Annotated in this window: 13 protein-coding genes and 1 riboswitch; of the genes, 6 read left to right on the top strand and 7 right to left on the bottom strand. The window is 73.7% G+C overall.

Going from position 1 to position 17,088, the window contains the following annotated elements:
- A partial coding sequence (locus tag FF36_RS05355; RefSeq protein WP_206778443.1) for an IS5 family transposase occupies positions 1-898 on the top strand: 898 nt, incomplete at its 5' end.
- A gap of 23 nt (positions 899-921) precedes the next feature.
- On the opposite strand, the gene FF36_RS05360 is transcribed toward FF36_RS05355, so the two are convergent.
- Positions 922-1,650 (bottom strand): hypothetical protein, encoded by a 729-nt coding sequence (locus tag FF36_RS05360; RefSeq protein ID WP_044883998.1) that lies wholly within the window; start codon positions 1,648-1,650, stop codon positions 922-924.
- Positions 1,651-2,307: 657 nt separating this feature from the next.
- On the opposite strand from FF36_RS05360, the gene FF36_RS05365 reads away from it, so the two are divergent.
- Positions 2,308-3,957, top strand: coding sequence for a peptide deformylase (locus FF36_RS05365; protein ID WP_044883874.1), 1,650 nt, complete (start codon positions 2,308-2,310; stop codon positions 3,955-3,957).
- Positions 3,958-4,483: 526 nt separating this feature from the next.
- Positions 4,484-4,659, top strand: a riboswitch (cyclic di-AMP (ydaO/yuaA leader).
- A gap of 2 nt (positions 4,660-4,661) precedes the next feature.
- Positions 4,662-5,042 (top strand): transglycosylase family protein, encoded by a 381-nt coding sequence (locus FF36_RS05370; protein WP_044883875.1) that lies wholly within the window; start codon positions 4,662-4,664, stop codon positions 5,040-5,042.
- Between the two features lie 121 nt (positions 5,043-5,163).
- Here the strand turns inward: FF36_RS05370 and FF36_RS05375 are convergent, their stop codons facing one another.
- Together FF36_RS05375 and rlmB are read right to left on the bottom strand one after the other, a co-directional pair.
- Positions 5,164-7,392 carry a hypothetical protein gene (locus FF36_RS05375; RefSeq protein WP_044883876.1) on the bottom strand — a complete coding sequence of 743 codons (2,229 nt, stop codon included), beginning with the start codon at positions 7,390-7,392 and terminating at the stop codon, positions 5,164-5,166.
- Positions 7,393-7,533: 141 nt separating this feature from the next.
- Entirely contained in the window at positions 7,534-8,592 is a 1,059-nt protein-coding gene (rlmB, locus tag FF36_RS05380; RefSeq protein WP_044883877.1) for a 23S rRNA (guanosine(2251)-2'-O)-methyltransferase RlmB, read from the bottom strand.
- A gap of 734 nt (positions 8,593-9,326) precedes the next feature.
- On the opposite strand from rlmB, the gene FF36_RS05385 reads away from it, so the two are divergent.
- The 3 genes from FF36_RS05385 (at position 9,327) to FF36_RS05395 (ending at position 13,216) form a co-directional block, all read left to right on the top strand.
- Positions 9,327-10,442, top strand: coding sequence for a PP2C family protein-serine/threonine phosphatase (locus FF36_RS05385; RefSeq protein ID WP_044883878.1), 1,116 nt, complete (start codon positions 9,327-9,329; stop codon positions 10,440-10,442).
- Positions 10,442-11,848: a VWA domain-containing protein gene (locus FF36_RS05390; protein ID WP_044883879.1), complete on the top strand. Its 1,407-nt coding sequence runs from the start codon at positions 10,442-10,444 to the stop codon at positions 11,846-11,848. The genes FF36_RS05385 and FF36_RS05390 overlap by 1 nt, the downstream gene beginning before the upstream one ends.
- Positions 11,849-11,923: 75 nt before the next feature.
- Positions 11,924-13,216: an FHA domain-containing protein gene (locus FF36_RS05395; protein WP_242422312.1), complete on the top strand. Its 1,293-nt coding sequence runs from the start codon at positions 11,924-11,926 to the stop codon at positions 13,214-13,216.
- A gap of 157 nt (positions 13,217-13,373) precedes the next feature.
- Here the strand turns inward: FF36_RS05395 and cysS are convergent, their stop codons facing one another.
- From cysS to ispD, 4 genes are all read right to left on the bottom strand, one after another.
- Entirely contained in the window at positions 13,374-14,903 is a 1,530-nt protein-coding gene (gene cysS, locus FF36_RS05400) for a cysteine--tRNA ligase (RefSeq protein WP_044883881.1), read from the bottom strand.
- A gap of 47 nt (positions 14,904-14,950) precedes the next feature.
- Positions 14,951-15,343: a PPOX class F420-dependent oxidoreductase gene (locus tag FF36_RS05405; RefSeq protein ID WP_041939911.1), complete on the bottom strand. Its 393-nt coding sequence runs from the start codon at positions 15,341-15,343 to the stop codon at positions 14,951-14,953.
- A 113-nt stretch (positions 15,344-15,456) separates the two neighbouring features.
- The gene (gene ispF / locus FF36_RS05410) at positions 15,457-15,939 is read right to left on the bottom strand and encodes a 2-C-methyl-D-erythritol 2,4-cyclodiphosphate synthase (RefSeq protein ID WP_011607564.1); all 483 of its coding nucleotides are present in this window, start codon (positions 15,937-15,939) and stop codon (positions 15,457-15,459) included.
- A gap of 71 nt (positions 15,940-16,010) precedes the next feature.
- On the bottom strand, positions 16,011-16,823 hold the full coding sequence (ispD, locus tag FF36_RS05415) for a 2-C-methyl-D-erythritol 4-phosphate cytidylyltransferase (RefSeq protein WP_044883882.1): 813 nt from the start codon (positions 16,821-16,823) through the stop codon (positions 16,011-16,013).
- Positions 16,824-17,088: the final 265 nt, after the last annotated feature.

Below are 17,088 nucleotides of genomic sequence, written 5' to 3' on the forward strand. Positions count from 1 at the left end.
CACGATCGGACCGGTGTGTGTCTGTTCGTGTAAGGCCGCCTACGACACGTCGTTGACGGACGGGCAGTGGGCGGTGATCGGACCGCTGTTGCCCGTGCGGGACCCGTGCCGCGGTGGTGCCCCGTTGAAGTACGACCGACGCCTGGTGATCGACTCGATTCTGTACGTGCTGGGAGCGGGGTGTTCGTGGCGGCGGATGCCGCATGACCTGGCGCCGTGGGACGTGGCCTACCGGTGGTTTCGGGACTGGACCGCGGACGGGACGTGGGCGCGGGTCCACGACACCCTGCGCGACCGGGTCCGCCAGGCCGACGGGCGGGATCCGCAGCCGTCGGCCGCGGTGCTGGACTCGCAGTCGGTGAAGTCCGCCGAGGGCGGTGAGGCGATCGGCTACGACGCGGGCAAGCGGGTACGCGGCCGTAAACGGCACCTGCTGGTCGACACCTGCGGGCTGCTGCTGACGGTGGTCGTGCACTCCGCGTCGGTGCAGGACCGGGCCGGTGCCCGCCGGGTACTGACCGGTCTGCACCGGCTGTTCCCGCAGGTCGGGCTGGTGTGGGTGGACGGCGGCTATGTGAACGTCGTCGATGCCTCCCTGGTGGCCTGGGCCGCCGAGCAGGAGAACATCGAGATCGTCGCTGTTCCGCGTAACGCCGACGTGCGAGGGTTTCAGGTGCTGCCCCGCCGCTGGGTGGTGGAACGCACGTTCGGCTGGTTAGGCAGGTGCAGACGCTTGGCACGCGACTACGAACGCAAGACCGCGCACGCCGAAGCCATGATCCAGGTTGCGATGATCCGGCTCATGGCGGCCCGGCTCGCCGGTGAGGACGTCGAGCCCCACGGTCCCATCGAGACCGAAGCCGCTCGACGCCTCACCGAAGACCTCACCAACGAGTAGCCACTCGGATACCCAACACTCTCTTACGCCAGGGCGCGCCGAATGCCGTCCACGGCGGCCGCGTACCCCGCCCGAAACGCCTCCCGCTCGCCCGCCGTCATCCAACGCGCCGCCACCAGTCCCGCCGGCTCGGCGCCGAGCGCGGTCTCCAGAACCGTAGGCGCCCGGGCCGGCGGCGCATCGCCGCCGGCCCCCGGGCCGTACACCAGCACCACGTCGACGTCGCCGTAGGCAGCGGTGAAGACCAGACCGGCCGGCAGCCGGCCGACGGCACGGAACGCCTCCACCGGATCGGAACCCACGCGCAGCGCGACCGCCCAACGGTCCAGCCCCCAGGACGTGACGGAGACCCGGCGGGCCTCCTGTCGGTCCGCGGCCGGCTGGGCAGCGCTCGACTCCTGGGCTCCGGCCACCGCCGTCTCCGCCTGGCCGGCGGGGGATGGCGCCGCCGATCCGGGGGGTCCGGCCGGATCGGCGGCGGATCGGTGACCCTGCTTGGGCAGGGCAGAGTCACCTGTCCACCGGGTCGGCGGGGGCACCTCGGCGACGGCGGACTGCCGCTCGTGAACGAAGAAGCGCACCGGCGCCACCTCGTACTCCGGCCAGCCCTGCTCAGCCGCGAAGTCGTCCGCCGCCGACGCGGAGACGAAGGTGATCACCACATCGGTGACCTGCCGGTTGCCGCCGGGCGCGAACCGGACGACGCCGTAGACGACCGCAGGTCGATCATGATCTCTCCTCGGCTCCGTCACGATCGGCACCGCCCTTCCGGACCCGCACCCCCTGCGCCCACACTCCCTGCGCCGACACTCCCTGCGCCGACGCCCGATCGGCCGGGCCGGTGGCCGCCACCGACGCTGGTGGCGGCCACCAGGGTCGGTGGCCGTCGGTCCGCCCCTCCCATCCGGGCCGGCGGTGACCAACCGGCCCGCCGGGTGCGCCGGCCCCGCCCGGCGGAGGTCGCGGCTCGACGCGGGGCGGGGCCGGCCTGCGTCCAGGGTGGCCCGAGCCGGCGTGGCCGGGAAACGTCAGTCAGGCATGCTCTTCTCGTATGGGCCCGGCTGGACCGGACCACAGCCGGATCCGCGCCGCTGCGCGCCCCCGCACCGGCGGTGCGGAGACAACCTCGCCTCCAGCTCCAGCCGGGGCGGGAGCGGATGATCCGGCCGGGCGGGAGCGGGAGCTGCCGGCCGGTCGATTACCAGATCTGCCTCGGTGCCGCCTGCCCATCCGACCCGGCCGGATGTCGGATCCGCGACAACCTCGCGGTCGCGACAAGCGCCGGCAAACTATGCCGGTTTGGCATAGCGTCGTCATCCTGACGTCTTAGCCGCAGCCTGACGCAGCGGACTTTCCGCCGTCCCGGCAGGGCGATCGACGCAGGTCGGAGCCCGACGGAAGGCCGGTCGATGTCCTACGAATCCGGTCCCTACCGGGTCTCCCGCATCCTGCTCGCCCGGTCCGACTTCCGGACCGCGTGCGAGACCCGGGACTTCCGGACGGCCTTCCGGCTGATGAAGAAGTATGACGGCGCGAGCCAGAACCGCATCGCGTCCCCGGTCGAGGGCCTCAGCCAGAGCCGAGTCAGCCGGATCATGCAGGGTGAGGATCATATCGCCCGGCTCTCCCTGATCGAGCGCATCGCCGACGCGCTGCGCATCCCGGGCGCCTATTTCCAGCTCGCCGCGCGCCCATGGGAAGCGACGGACGAGGCGGGTGACGCGCCCCGTTCGCCGGGCGCCCGGGCGACGGAGCCCGGTGGTCGCATGGCCCCGCCGCCACCGGGCTCGTCGGCGGCGATCACGGCGGCCGAGCCGGTCGGGGCCGCCCGGGCCACCCGGGCCGGCCCCGACCCGGGTGGGCTTGTCGTCGAGGAGGATCGCGCCGAGCTGCGCTACGAGGACGGCATGTACGTCGCCCATCAGCGCCGGCTCGTGCTCAACACCGGCGTCGAACCGGTGACCCGCTACCTGATGCGGATCTCCGTCGACCGATTTCCCGGGGACCAGGAACGCGCCGCCCGGCTCTACCGCAGCAATCCGCTGCGCTGGGAGGAACTGCAGCTCAGCGCGCACTGCGGCGACGAGCAGATGTCCTGGCAGGTCAAGACCGACTGGGATGCGCTGAAGGAGGTCTGGCTGCTGTTCGAGAACAATCGCGGCCGATTCCCCCTCTACCCGGGCGAATCAGCATGGATCGAGTACAGCTACCGGGTCGGCGAGGAGAAGTGGGGCCCGTGGTTCCAGCGGGCCGTCCGGGTACCGACCAGCTTCCTGTCGGTCGTGCTGGACTTCCCCGCCGAGGTCGATCCCGTGGTCTGGGGCATGGAGACGTCGATGACCGCGGACGCCTTCCCGTTCCGCACGGCGATTGCCCGCTCGGATGATGCCAAAAGGCGTGTTTTCACCTGGTCCACCAATAATCCCCCACTGCACGCCCGATATCGTCTGGAATGGAACTTTCGGGCGGGGGCGCCGAACCGGGATCCCGCCGACCGAGCCGTTGCCCGGCCCAGCGCGCAGATGGCCGCGGCGGGCATCGTCCAGGTAGGCGATCCCGCACTCCACCAGCCAGCCCGGTCGTTCGAGCTGCCCGTCGAGGCCGAGGACGCCCGCCGCGTCGTCGCCGAGCTGTCCTCGGCCATGGAGCGAGTGTCCGCGCTGCACACGTTCGGGAAGGGGATGGGCATCGCCGCGCCCCAGATCGGGATCAACCGGGCGGCGGCCATCGTGCGGTCCGCGGACGGCGACATCCTCACCCTGCTCAACCCACGCGTCATCGAGTCCGTCCCCGAGAGCGACGAGCAGTACGAGGGGTGCCTGAGCTTCTTCGACATCCGCGGGATCGTCCCGCGGTCCCTGGAGCTGCACGTGGAGCACACCGACATCTCGGGCCGCCGGCACATCACGGTGTACCGGCAGGGCCTGGCCCGCCTGGTCGCCCACGAGATCGACCACCTGCACGGGCACCTCTACACCGACCGGATGCGCCCCGGGGTCACGCCCATCCCCGTCGAGCAGTACCGCGGCACCGGTTCGGCCTGGACCTACACCCCCTGAGCCCCACAGCAACCCCCGGAGCCCCGCAGCAACCCCCGGAGCCCCGCAGCAACCCCCGGAGCCCCGCAGCAACCCCGGAGCCCCGCAGCAACCCTCCGAGAGCCGGTCACCGACACCGCCCGGTCGCCCTGCCGGACACATCCCCTTTATGTGGGACGACTCGTGGAGTGCCGTATAGTTCGGAAAAGCGCGGAAGAGCCGTTGTTCGCGGCGCAGCGGCGAAATTTTTTCTCGACTCCGTTAGCGGCACCGTCGACGCGGGTAGAAAGCGCCCCCCGCCACGCCCGGGAGAGAACCGGCCACGGACCGCGAAGGGCTTATGGTCAGCGTGGCCGACCAACCGCAAAACAGGCGTTCCCTGGAGCTCCGAAGGCCGTTAGAATCGGGCGCGCACGCGGGCGCGAAACCGCAAAAAAAAGATCAATTAAAGACGTTAGAACGTACTGTGCCCATCCTCACGTACCCTTGATTTCCCGGGGTCACGCTCAGCTATGTTCGTCGCCATGCCGTCAACTGATGGCAGACGTCGGGTGGCACGCCGAACCCTGCCCCCACCCGATGAGAATCAAACCTGCGGCAGGGACGGGGGAACCAATTCCGGGCGCCGAGGTCAGGCGTCCTAGGGGTGAAGCCGCGAACCACGGCCGGGCATTCCCAGCCCGAACCCGACAGCTCACCTCGCAGGCGTGGGGAAGGGCAACTTAATGTCCAACGCTCGTTCGCTCGGTCGGGGCCTCAACCGGATCAAGCTCGGCACCCGGGCCGCAGTCATCGCCACCACTCTCGCCGCCTCCGTCGGCGGCGGTCTCGCGCTGTCCCAGCCGGCCAGCGCGGGGACCAACGCCGACCACTTCCTGAGCGCCGTGATTCCCTGCGAATCCGGCGGGAACCCGCACGCGGTCAACTCCATCGGAGCCGGCGGCCTGTTCCAGTTCCTGCCCAGCACCTGGCATGGTCTGGGCGGCAGGGGTCTGCCGCAGCACGCCAGCGTCGCGGAGCAGTGGCAGCGCGCGCGGCAGCTCTACGCGCAGGCCGGCACCAGCCCCTGGTACGCGTCGAAGCCCTGCTGGGGTCACCGGATCTGAGGCCCCGATACACCGCGCCGACATCCGCACTCGGCCGACTCTGATCCGCACATGATCGATCGGATCGTGCTCGACAGATCGTGAGCCGTAGCCGGCGCGAGGCGACGCGACCCAGCGCGGGTCAGGAGCCCCGTCCCCCGTGCGGGGGGCGGGGCTCCGTCACGTCCCCGGACCGGCCGCCGGTCAGCATCCCCGCCTGCGGTCGCGGCCCGGGCCGCACCCCCGCGGGTGGCCAGCGCAGCTCCACGCAGAGCTGCCCGTCGTCGACGTCGACGATCATGTCGATGGCCCGACCCGACGGTGCCGGCGGCAACTGGCCCGCCGGCCAGGAACACGACAGGAACAGGCTGGCCGTACGCGCCTGCGCGGTGACGGTGAGCAGGACCCGGCGGCTCGGCATCACCCGCAGCGCGTGGTGCAACTGCTCGACGAACTCGCCGCGCACCGAGGCGGGCAACTGGTCGAGGCCACCGGAGATCTGGCTGGACACGACCGTGCCATGCCGTTCGGCGGCGTCGATGGCCTCCCCGATCGCGCTGTGCACGGCGTCGTCGTCGAACAGCAGCCGCCGCACGGCGACCGCGCGCCGGGCACATTCCGAGCGCACGACGTCGGCCTGCGGGTCGAGCCGGCCCGCGGCGACGCCGGCCAGCAGCGGCGCCACGTCCCGTTCGACGGCCCGCAGCAGCACTCTGCGACGCTCGCGCGCCCGGTCCCGCTTCTCGGCTCGCCGACCCAGCTCCCGCTCGCAGTGACTGGCCCAGGCCCGGACATCTGCCGTGCTCCACAGCAACGGACCGATCATGACCAGGCAGATCTGCATGATCCACAAGTAGTAGAGCAACAGGAGAAGGTGGGACAGCGCGAACGGGTCCCGCGGGTTGGTCAGTAGGCTCACCGCGATCACGGCGGCGCCGACGGTGACCGACGCGAGCACCCATCGCCACACCGGGCGGGACACCGTCACCAGCATCAACAACGGCGGCAGGCTGACCATCGGCCACGCCATCATCCGCACCTCGCCGACGTCGCCGGCGTTCCACCCGCCCCCCACCGCGATCCCCAGGCAGAGCAGCACCACGGCGGCCGCCTCCACCTGCGTCAACGGCCCGGACCGGAAGCGTCGCCGGGCCACGGCGAGCGCGGCGAGTGGGGCGAACAGCAACGCGAGCGCCAGCGGGACCGAACGGACATGGGGCAGGGCGCGGCCGGCGGGCAGAACCAGCAGGATCAGCCAGACTGCGGCGAATCGACTGGTCAGGTGGCGTAGCTGCGCGGTGTAGAGGGCGCGCAGCGAGCCGGCCGCGGGCGCCACCGTCACCCAGGGGTCCGGACGGCCGGCCGCGCCGGGCGCCGCGCCGGCCGGCCCGGACCCGATCAGCACGTTGCCAGGCGGCTCGGATCCGACCAGCAGGTCGCCGGCCGGCCCGGATCCGACCAACAGGTCGCCGGCCGCGCCCTCGTCGAGCGTCGGTCCGCGCTCCACCGCCGGGATCTCGCTGGCCGCCGGCCACCGCCCCGGGCCGGCCCGGGGCGGTGGCTCGCGCCCACCGATCAGCTCGTCCAGGGCCGTCGCGCCGTCGGCGCAGCGGCGGCGGGTGAGCTGTCCGTCGCCGCCGCCGCCCCAGGCGATGCCGGTGAGGGTGTTGAGCACCGCGTTGTGGATCGTCAGCTCATGTTCCCGCTGCTCGCGCAGCAGGGTGAGCACGTCGTCCTCGCCTGCGCGCCGCTCGGCCACCTCGGCCAGCCGCGCCTGCGCCCCGCCCGCGAGCGCGTGTACCTGCGGCCGGACGTACCGGACGAGCAGGGCCGTGCAGATGATCGCGGCCAGCGGCATCGGAGCCGGCGGCCCGGCGCCGGACGCCCCGGCCACGAAGGCGCCGACCGTCAGCGCCGTCACGGCCAGGAAGGGGCCGGCGGGGAAGGCCCAGGCGGCCACCGCCGTCGCGTGCGTCGCCGCGAGCAGCACGAACGAGGCAGAGTCTCCGACCGATTCCGGCGGCAGCCACAGGCGCGCCCCCGAGGCCAGGACGAGCGCGACGACCACATTGCCGGCCGCCAGCACCCACCCGATGCCGCGATGCAGCGCGATCAGGGCGAACGTCAGCGACCAGGCGGCGGCCAGCGCCGCGACCACCAGGCCGAGCGGATGGCTCACGTACCAGTCGTGCCACAGCAGCACGAACCCCACGCCGAAGAGCGCCGCGTACAGCCGCAACGCCGCGAAGACCGCCGCCAGCACCAGCCGCAGCGCGACGGTGGGCAGCAGGGTCAGCCGCGGCTGCGGTTCGGGCAGGAGGAAACGCGGCAGCGCGAACAGCCGCGCCGACGATTCCCGCCTGCCCCGCACCGTCGTCCGTTCCCCCGAGATGGCCCGACGCCCAAGTAGGGCATGAGGCTACAAGGGCGCCGCGACGGGCTCAGCGTTCCGCCGCGCAGGACTCGGTTGCGTCACCTTTCGGCCGCCACCGGCCGGGGAGCACCCGAGTACTCAGGCGCCGCGGCGGCGGCGGGCGATCTCGGCCAGCGCGATGCCGGCGGCGACCCCGGCGTTGAGGGACTCGACCGCCCCGGCCATCGGGATGCGGATCGTCACGTCGCAGCGCTGCTCGACCAGCCGGGACAGCCCGCGCCCCTCGGACCCGATGACCAGGACGATCGGATCGGTGGCCATCTCGAGCTCGTCGATCGTCGTGTCGGCGTCCGCGGCGAGCCCGACGACGAACAGGCCGGCCTCGGCGTAGGACACGAGGGTCCTGGCGAGGTTGGTGGCCCGGGCGACCGGCAGCCGGGCGGCGGCACCCGCCGACGTCTTCCAGGCGGCGGCGGTCATCCCGGCGGCGCGGCGCTCGGGTACCAGGACGCCGTGGGCGCCGAAGGCCGCCGCGGAGCGCACCACGGCACCGAGATTGCGGGGATCGGTGACGCCGTCGAGCGCGACCACCAGACCGGGAGCCGCGGCGCGCGCCCGGGCCAGCAGGTCGTCGGGATGGGTGTAGCGGAACGGCGGGACCGCCAGGGCGAGCCCCTGATGCGGCGCCGTGCCGCACATGCGGTCGAGGTCCGGGCGGGCGACGTCGACCACCGCGATCCCCGCCCGAGCGGCAAGGCGGCGGGCGTCGGCGAGCCGCTCGTCGAAGTCGAGCCCGCCGGCGACGTAGAGGCTCGACGCCGGCACCCCGGCCCGCAGCGCCTCGACCACCGCGTTGCGGCCGACGACCAGCTCGTCGGCTTCGGCACGCCGCGCGCGCGGACCCCCCTGCCCGGCCTGACCCGTCTGGGCGGCGTCGGCGGCGCCGGGGCGGCCAGCGGTGGCCCGCCCCCGCTCCCCGCCCTGCGCGGCCCTGGTCGCGGCGGCCGCGCGGCGCTGAGCGGGATGGCCGGGACGCAGATGGGCGGGCGGGGTCGCGCCCCGGCCCTCCAGGGCCTTGCGGCCCTGGCCGCCGCTGCCGGCACCGGCTCCCTTGCGATGCGAACCCGCCTTGCCGGCCCGGCCGCCCTGCCCGCCCCGGGCGATCCCGCCGCCGCCCCGGCGCGCGGCGCCGGCCATCAGTGCCACCGACCGGCGTGCGCCGCGGAAATGACCATGTGACCACGGTATACGGCCGGCGCCGGGGACGCGGCCGGCCTCGACCCCGGCCGGGACCGGCCGGTTTCGGCCCGCCCGCCGACCAGGCAGGGGCCCCCGGTCGGGGGTCCGGCGGGCCCGAACCCGGCCACCTGCCGCGACATGGTCGTTCGGGACTGTCCGGCGCCCTATCCTGAGGCGGCAGTCCCACGCCGGTGACCTGGGTGGTCCCGGCCGCCCTCGGCCAGGTCAGGAGGGTTCGGTGTGCGTCGCTCGCCACGCGTCATCACGCGGTCGCGGACCGCGGCTCGGGCGCGTGCCGTGCTGAGCTCCGGCGAGGTGCGGGCCGAGGACGGGCCGGGACCGGCCGGCCATGCCGATGCCCCGGCACCGGCATGGCCGCCACCATCGTCGGCCCTCGCCCCTTACGCTCTCTTAAGGTTGCGCGCCGACGGAGGGGGATGCACCGGGACCTGGCCCGCCCACGGCGATCTACGTCATCGACGGGCCCCGGGGGAACCTGGGAGAATACGTCCCCATGGCTCCACAATGACCAGCTCGACGCGTGTGACCAGTTCGTCCTGTCGCCGGCCGTGCGCCTCCGGCGTCGCGGAGCGACGGCGACGAGCTCCGATGACCGGACCAGCAGGGGCAGGAGGCACCCAGCACATGGCTCTGCGCACACCGCCCGCACGCGAACGTTCCCTTCCGGTGGCATGACGGTGGACCTCAACCCGCACGACGACGCCCCCACGGTGGCTTACCAGCTCACCGGCAGCGGGGCCTTCGACCCCGACGACGACCTGGGCCGCTGCCCCGTGTGCGCGGCGCCGGTGTACTCGGACGACCACTACTGCGAGGTCTGCGGGCATCCGCTGGAAGGCCCGGACCCGGCGCACGGTGACGCCGACCACAGCGAGGTCGACCTCGGCGAGCTGGCCGGGGTGTGCGACCGGGGCGTGCGCCACACGACCAACGAGGACGCGATGGGGCTCGCCGTCGTCTACGGCACGCTCATCGCGGTGGTGTGCGACGGGGTCTCGACCACGCCCGGTTCCGGTCAGGCCTCGGCCGCCGCCGCGGCCACCGCGATGGCGGTGCTCGCGGACGCGGTGCGGGCCCACGGGCCCGGTCATCCGGTCCACCACGACACCCGCCCGCCCCGCGGCGGCAGCGCGGCCGACGCCATGCTGGACATCCTGGAGCCGGCGTACCCGGAGTACGACGAGCCGCGCACCGCGCCGCGGGCGATCGTCGGGGGCTTCTCCCCGGAGGACGCCGAGGCCGCGCTGCACGCCGCCGTCGACGCCGCACAGGCCACGATCGCCCAGCTCAGCGCGGCCGAGGGGCGGATGGCCCCGTCGTGCACCTTCGCCGCCGCCATCGTCACCCCGCCGACCCCCGACGGTCCCGGCATGGTCACCGTCGGCTGGGTCGGCGACAGCCGCGTCTACCTGCTCGGACCGCGCTGGTGCGAGCGGCTGACCTCGGACGACACCTGGGCCGCCGAGGCCGCCCGGGCGGGTCTCATCCCCGCCAACGAGGCCGAGACGCATCGGCGCGCGCACACGCTGACCCGCTGGCTCGGTGGCGACGTCGAGGACGTGGCCCCGCACACGGAGATCTTCCCGATCGAGGCGCCGGCCACGGTGCTCGTGTGCTCCGACGGGCTGTGGAACTACGCCTCCCGGCCGGATGTCATGGCCTCGCTGGTCAACCAGCTCCCGCCGCGCTGCACGGCGATCGACGTCGCCCGCCACCTCGTCGACTTCGCCATCGACGCCGGTGGCCACGACAACATCACCGTGGTCGCCGCCCGGGTGGATCACTGATGGGCGCGTTCACCGCGGAGGTCTACCAGAACGAGTACCTTCCGGCCGGCGGGACGGACGTGCACGCCGTCGTCACCGTGACGTCGACCGGCCGGCCCGACGGCCCGGACGGCCTCGCCGGCGAGGTCTCCCCGCACGGCTCCCGCCCGCCCGACTCCCCGCCGACCCACGACTCCCCGCCGACCCACGACTCCCCGCCGGCCCCTGGGTCCCCGTCAGCCCACGGGTCCCCGCCGCCGGCCGGATCGCGGCGCCCGGAACTCGCCGAGGTCCTCCTGCTCGACTGCTCGGGCTCGATGGCGAACCCGCCGGAGAAGATCGCCCAGGCGCGCCACGCGGCGTGCGCTGCCGTCGACTGTCTGCCCGACGGCGTGTGGTTCGCGATCGTCCGCGGCACCGGCGCCGCCGGCATGATCTACCCGGACAGCCCGCACCTGGTGGCCGCCTCGGCCGTCACCCGCGAGCAGGCCCGCCTCGCGGTGAGCCGGATGGAGCCGCACGGCGGCACCGCCATCGGCCGCTGGCTGGACCTGGCGCGGGCGCTGACGGGAACCCGGCCGCAGGCCATCGCGCACGCGCTGCTGCTCACCGACGGCCAGAACGGCGAGCTGGCGACGGACCTGGCAGCGGCCGTCGCCGCGGCCCGTGGGCGGTTCCAGTGCGACTGCCGGGGCATCGGCACCGACTGGCGCGTCGCCGAGCTGCGACTGATCGCGACGAACCTGCTGGGCACCGTCGACGCGATCGGCAGCCCGAACGAGCTCGTCGCGGACTTCACCAGCGTGGTCGCGACCGCCACCAGCCGAGCCACCGACCGGGTGGCGCTGCGGGTGTGGACCCCGCGCGGCGCCGAGGTGGGGTTTCTGCGGGAGGTCTCCCCCATGCTGCGCGATCTGCGGGCCGAGGCGACCACATCCGACGATCACAGCGTCGACTACCCTACCGGCGCGTGGGGAACGGAGTCGCGCGACTACCACCTGAACATCCGGGTGCCGGCCCGGCCGGTCGGAACCGAGGCGCTGGCCGCGCGGGTCAGCCTCGTCATCGACGGCCGGGAGACGTCGCAGGCGCTGGTGAGAGCGATATGGACGGACGACGAGACGCGCTCCACCCGGGTCAGCGCGGCCGTCGCCCACTACACCGGGCAGGCCGAGCTGACGGCCTCGGTGGTGCGTGGCCTGGAGGCGCGTCAGTCCGGCGACGAGGCCACTGCAACACTGTTGCTCGGACGCGGGGCCCAGTTGGCGCTCGCCTCCGGCAACGAAGACACCTACCGCCTCCTACAGAAGGTGGTTCACATCGACAATGCCACAACAGGTACGGTTCGGTTGAAGAAGAACGTCAAGAAGATCGATGAGATGGTCCTTGACACACGGTCGACGAGGACCCTCCGGGTGAACCGGTGATCAGGTGAGGGCACGTTGCCCTGCGGGGCACCTGTCTCACGACCCGACTACTGCGATCGGTGCGGAATTGGGATCATGAGTGGTCAGGAGAGGTACGAATACCGTCCGGACGACGGCGGTCGGTCTCCCTATGGGACGGACGAGCCCGGCGGCCAGCGTCGGCGTGGCCCGTCACAGGCGGACGGCCCGGACGCGGCGGGGGGTTACGACCCGCTGGGCATCCGGCGCTCGCCGGCCGACCAGTCCAGCGTGGCGGATCCGCCGCGCGGCGGCGACCCGTACGGCGGGTACGGCCGCGACGGCTACGCCGACCAGCCACGCGGCGGTCGCGGCTACCAGGCGGACCCGTACGACGAGCCGGGCGGGTACGACCGTGATCCCTACGCCCGACGGCGCGACGACCGGCCGGGTGCCGACGACCGGGCCGACCGCGGACGCGACCCCTACGGACGCGACGACCGCGCCCCCGCCGGCTACCCCGACGCCGACCGCGACCCCTACGGCCGCGCCCCCGACGACCGGGCCGACCGGGCCGACCGCGGACGCGACCCCTACGGACGCGACGACCGCGCCCCCGCCGGCTACCCCGACGCCGACCGCGGCGGGTACCCGCCGGCCCGGGAGGGCCGCGGGGCGGGTGGCTACGGCGAGGACCTGGACCGCGAGTCCGACACCCACCGCCGCAGCCGGCGTGACGACGGGTACGGCTATGAGGCCGATCCGCTGGGCCTCGACCCGGGCGCGGCGCCCGCGGGGGCGCCCGAGCGGAGCCTGCCTGGCCGCAGCGGGGATCCGCGGCACACCACCGATCCCCGCTACGCCCGACCCGGAGGCGATCCGCGGCTCGACGACCCGCGGCTGAGCGACCCCGACCTCGGCGACCCGCGCCACGACGCCGGACGGGGCGGCCGGCGCGATCCGATCGCCGACGACCCGCGCGGCGCCGGCGGGTGGGACCGCGACCGTCCCCCGACGGGGGCCACCGTCTGGGAGGCCATCGTCGAGGCGGAGCGCGAGTACTACGACAGCGGCGACGACCACCGGGTGCCGTTCCCGACCTTCTACCCGCGCCGCGTCTTCGCGCTCGCCGGCGCGCAGATGCTCGTCGGCCGGCGCAGCGAGTCGCGTGGCATCCACCCGGACATCGACCTGTCCGGCGCGCCGGAGGATCCGGGCATCTCGCGCAGCCACGCGTTGTTCGAGCAGCTCCCCGACGGCGGCTACGCCGTGCGCGACCCCGGCTCGACCAACGGCACCCGACTCAACGACGAGCCGGACCCGATCGAACCCGGGCAGCCCGTCCCGCTCCGGGACGGCGACCGCGTCTACCTGGGTGCCTGGACACGCATCACGCTGCGCGCCCGCTGATCGACCGGCGCCGGCCCGGAAGTCGGGCCGGCGCCGAGCGTCGCGCGGAGTCGTCGTCTGCCCGGGTGGTGCGACCGGCCGACAACCAGCGCGCCGTCGTGGCCGGGGGCCTGGCCGGGCGGCAGCCCCACGACTGCGGGGCCGCCGCCGGGCGGACTCAGGCCAGGTACCAGCGCTGCCCTTCGGGGGTGTCCTCGACGATGAGACCGGCGGCCGCGAGCCGCGAGCGGATCGAGTCGGCCTCCGCGTAGTCCTTCCGTGCCCGCGCCGCCGAGCGCAGATCCAGCGCGATCTGCATGACCCCGTCGAGCGCGGGCCGCAGCTCGGCGCCGGCGGAGGGCCACTGCTCGTGCGGGTCGAGCCCGAGAACGCCGAGCATCCGGCGGGTGACGTCGACCCAGCCCGCCAGCTTGCGGCTGTGCGCCTTCGACAGCACCTGGTTGCCCTGGCCGACCGCGCCGAAGACGGCCGCGAGCGCGCGGCCGACCGCGAGATCGTCGTCCATGGCCGCCGCGAAGTCCGCCCACACCCGCTGCGGGGTCAGCCCCGCCTCGGCGTCCCCCGCCGTGCCGCCCACGGCCTCGCTACCGGGCCCGCCCCGGGCGGTCCGTCCCCTTCGCCCAGCCCCCGCCGCAGCCGGGCCGTCGTCGGCCGCCAGGGCCGCCGCCTCACCCGGGCCGCCGAGGATGTCCAGCGCGTTGCGGACGAAGGTCTCCACCCGGTCGTGCGCGGCGGCCGACTCGCCCAGCGCCTCCGGGGTGTACTCAAGCGTCGAGCGGTAGTGCGCCGACAACAGGTGATAGCGCAGTACCTGGGGGCGGACGACATCGAGGGCGTCGGCGACGAGCACCGAGTTCCCGAGCGACTTCGACATCTTCGTGCCGCCGGTGGTCAGCAGCCCGACGTGCATCCAGTACCGGGCCATCTCGCCGGCCGCGCCACCGCCGGCGCCGCCCGCCGCGCAGACCGTCTGCGCCCGCTCGTTCTCGTGGTGCGGGAAGACCAGGTCGAGCCCGCCGCCATGGATGTCGAAGGCCGGGCCGAGGTACTTGCCGGCCATCGCCGAGCACTCCAGGTGCCAGCCGGGACGACCGTCGCCCCAGGGCGAGGACCAGAACGGCTCGCCGGGCCGGGCGGCCTTCCACAGCGCGAAGTCCCGCGGATCGGCCTTGCCGGGCTCCGACTCCGCCGAGGGCAGCATGGCGTCCGGCCGCTGGTGGGACAGGACCCCGTACTCGGCGAAGGAACCGACCCGAAACCAGACCGAGCCCGCGCCGGCGTAGGCGTGGCCGCCGGCGATCAGCGCGGAGATCAGCGCGATCATCTCCGGGATGTGTCCCGTCGCGCGCGGCTGGATCGTCGGCGGCAGGATGCCGATCGTGCGATAGGCGTCGTCGAAGGCACGGGTCTGACGGGTGGCGAGCTCCCAGACCGAGGTGCCGTCCCGGTCCGCATTGATGATGATCTTGTCGTCGATGTCGGTCACGTTCTGGACGAGCGTCACCTCGTGCCCGGACTGCACCAGCCACCGGCGCAGAAGGTCGAACGGCAGGGCCGTGCGGACGTGGCCCACGTGCGGCGGCGACTGCACGGTGGGTCCACACACGTAGACGCCCACGTGACCGGGGCGCAGCGGCTCAAATGGCCGCACGCGCCGCCTGCGCGTGTCGTAGAGGTGGAGACCCATCTGTCAAGGGTACGGCTCCGGCCCCGGCGGCGGGTACGCAGCCCGTGTCAGCCGACCGTCAGCACCCGGTCGGCCACGACCCGGATGACGAGCCGGACCTCGCCCGGATCGTCCCACCGGTAGATGTCACCGGTGTACTTCAGCGACAGCCGGTCGATCAGCTCCCGGCCCCCCTGCTCGGTGAGCGTGGCCGTGCCGCGCACCTCGACGTACGAGTAGGGGTCGTCCTGGTCGAGGAACATCAGCCCGACCCGCGGATCACGGGCGATGTCCCGTTCCTTCGCACGTCCGCGCGCCGTGGACAGCAGCAGCTCGTCCTCGTCACGATCCACCCAGAGCACGGTCATCCGCGGCGAGCCGTCGGCCTGGACCGTGGCCAGGACGACGTAGGTCCGCGCGTCCGCGAGGGCCCGCACCGGCTCGGGAAGGCGACCAGCCATCACACTCCTCGGGCTCCTCGGGGAGCGGCCAACGACGGCTCAGCCTTTCATTCACCGCCGGCACACTACCGAGCGATGACGGATCGGCATACCCGCTCGGACGCGGCCGGAGCTCAGGCGCGCACGACCAGGGCCGTGGCGATCGCCGCGAGCCCCTCACCCCGGCCGGTCAGGCCGAGCCCGTCGGTGGTCGTCGCCGACAGGCTCACCGAGGCGCCCAGGGCCGCGGACATCGCCGCCTGGGCCTGCTCACGGCGCGCCGCCATCCGCGGGCGGTTGCCGATGACCTGCACCGACACGTTCCCGATCACCCAGCCACCGACGGCGAGCAACCGGGCCGTCTCGGCCAGCAGGACCGCACCGGACGCCCCCGCGTACTCCGGCCGGTCGGTGCCGAACACCTTCCCCAGATCGCCGAGACACGACGCGGTGAGCAATGCGTCACAGGTCGCGTGCGCGGCGACGTCCCCGTCCGAGTGCCCGGCGAGGCCCGTCTCTCCCGGCCACTCCAGGCAGGCAACCCAGCACGGCCGACCGGCCGCGAACGGGTGCACGTCGACGCCGATGCCCACGCGCGGCAGCACCGCGGTCGTCACCGCGCTCGAGGCCGGCGCCGGGCGGTCGGTGGGCGCCACGCCGCCATCCGCCGGCTGGGGCGTGTCCGGGCTCACCCGAGGCTCCGGACATCCGAGCCAGCGCGCACGTCCGCGCCACCGCGCGGGTCGGTCCCACCGCGGGGGTCGGTCCCACCGCGGGGGTCCGCAGCCGCGCGGGGGTCGCCCGGGGCGCAGCGGGCAAGCAACGCCTCGGCGAGTACGAGATCGGGCGGTTGGGTCACCTTGAACGCCTCCTGAGCGCCGGGGATGGTCGTCACCGGCACCCCGAGAGCCTCCACCAGGCCGGCGTCGTCCGTCGCCGGAATGTCCTGCAGGGCATACGCGGCGGTGAGCACGTCACGCCGGAATCCCTGCGGGGTCTGCACCGCCCGCAGCCGGTCGCGGGGCGGGGTGCGGATCACCCGGCCGTCCGGGCCGACCTCCTTGACGGTGTCCGTCAGGCCGAGCACGGGGATCACCGCCGGATGACCGGCCAGCACTGCCGCGGCGACCGCGTCAACGAGCGCAGGCGGAGTCAACGGCCTGGCCGCGTCGTGGACGAGGACGACGGAGACGTCCTCGTCGATCGCGCGCAGGGCCCGGCGGACCGAATCCACCCGCTCCGCGCCGCCCGCGATCACGCGCACGTCCCGCCCGAGCAGTTGAGCCACGACCTCGACCAGAGTCGGCGGTGCCGCCACGACGATCTGCGTCACCGACTCCGAACGCCGCAGCGCCTCGATCGAACGCACCAGCATGGGCCTACCGCCCAGGGCTCGCAGAGCCTTCGGGGTACCCCCGCCCAGCCGCTCGCCGCGGCCGGCAGCCGGCACGATCGCCGCGACCCGCGGGCCGCTCGCCCGCGACTGGAGACCTTCGCCCATCACCAGACCTCCCGTGTGCCATCCACCACGAGAGCATGGCCTATCCGGCCGACCGGATGCGAGCCGGCCGACCGGTACGCCGATCGGGCGTGCGCAGCCGGATGGGTGCGAGCGCCGCCATCGGACCACGCCGGCCAGCGAACCCGGCCCGCCGGACGACAGGGCGTCCGGAGGGGCCGACCTCCCGGCCGGAAATCATATTCCGGTAGTTTCACGCCGACCGAATGAACCGGCCGACACCCGATCTATTACGACCGGGCCGACA

Source organism: Frankia torreyi (assembly GCF_000948395.1).
GTDB classification, from domain to species: Bacteria; Actinomycetota; Actinomycetes; order Frankiales; family Frankiaceae; genus Frankia; species Frankia torreyi.

What these genes read in the sequence shown, in the direction of transcription:
- FF36_RS05365 (WP_044883874.1), top strand. Translation starts at nt 2,308, where the DNA reads ATGTCCTACGAATCCGGTCCCTACCGGGTCTCCCGCATCCTGCTCGCC.
- FF36_RS05370 (WP_044883875.1), top strand. Translation starts at nt 4,662, where the DNA reads ATGTCCAACGCTCGTTCGCTCGGTCGGGGCCTCAACCGGATCAAGCTC.
- rlmB (WP_044883877.1), bottom strand. Translation starts at nt 8,592, where the DNA reads ATGGCCGGCGCCGCGCGCCGGGGCGGCGGCGGGATCGCCCGGGGCGGG.
- FF36_RS05385 (WP_044883878.1), top strand. Translation starts at nt 9,327, where the DNA reads ATGACGGTGGACCTCAACCCGCACGACGACGCCCCCACGGTGGCTTAC.
- FF36_RS05390 (WP_044883879.1), top strand. Translation starts at nt 10,442, where the DNA reads ATGGGCGCGTTCACCGCGGAGGTCTACCAGAACGAGTACCTTCCGGCC.
- FF36_RS05395 (WP_242422312.1), top strand. Translation starts at nt 11,924, where the DNA reads ATGAGTGGTCAGGAGAGGTACGAATACCGTCCGGACGACGGCGGTCGG.
- cysS (WP_044883881.1), bottom strand. Translation starts at nt 14,903, where the DNA reads ATGGGTCTCCACCTCTACGACACGCGCAGGCGGCGCGTGCGGCCATTT.
- FF36_RS05405 (WP_041939911.1), bottom strand. Translation starts at nt 15,343, where the DNA reads ATGGCTGGTCGCCTTCCCGAGCCGGTGCGGGCCCTCGCGGACGCGCGG.
- ispD (WP_044883882.1), bottom strand. Translation starts at nt 16,823, where the DNA reads ATGGGCGAAGGTCTCCAGTCGCGGGCGAGCGGCCCGCGGGTCGCGGCG.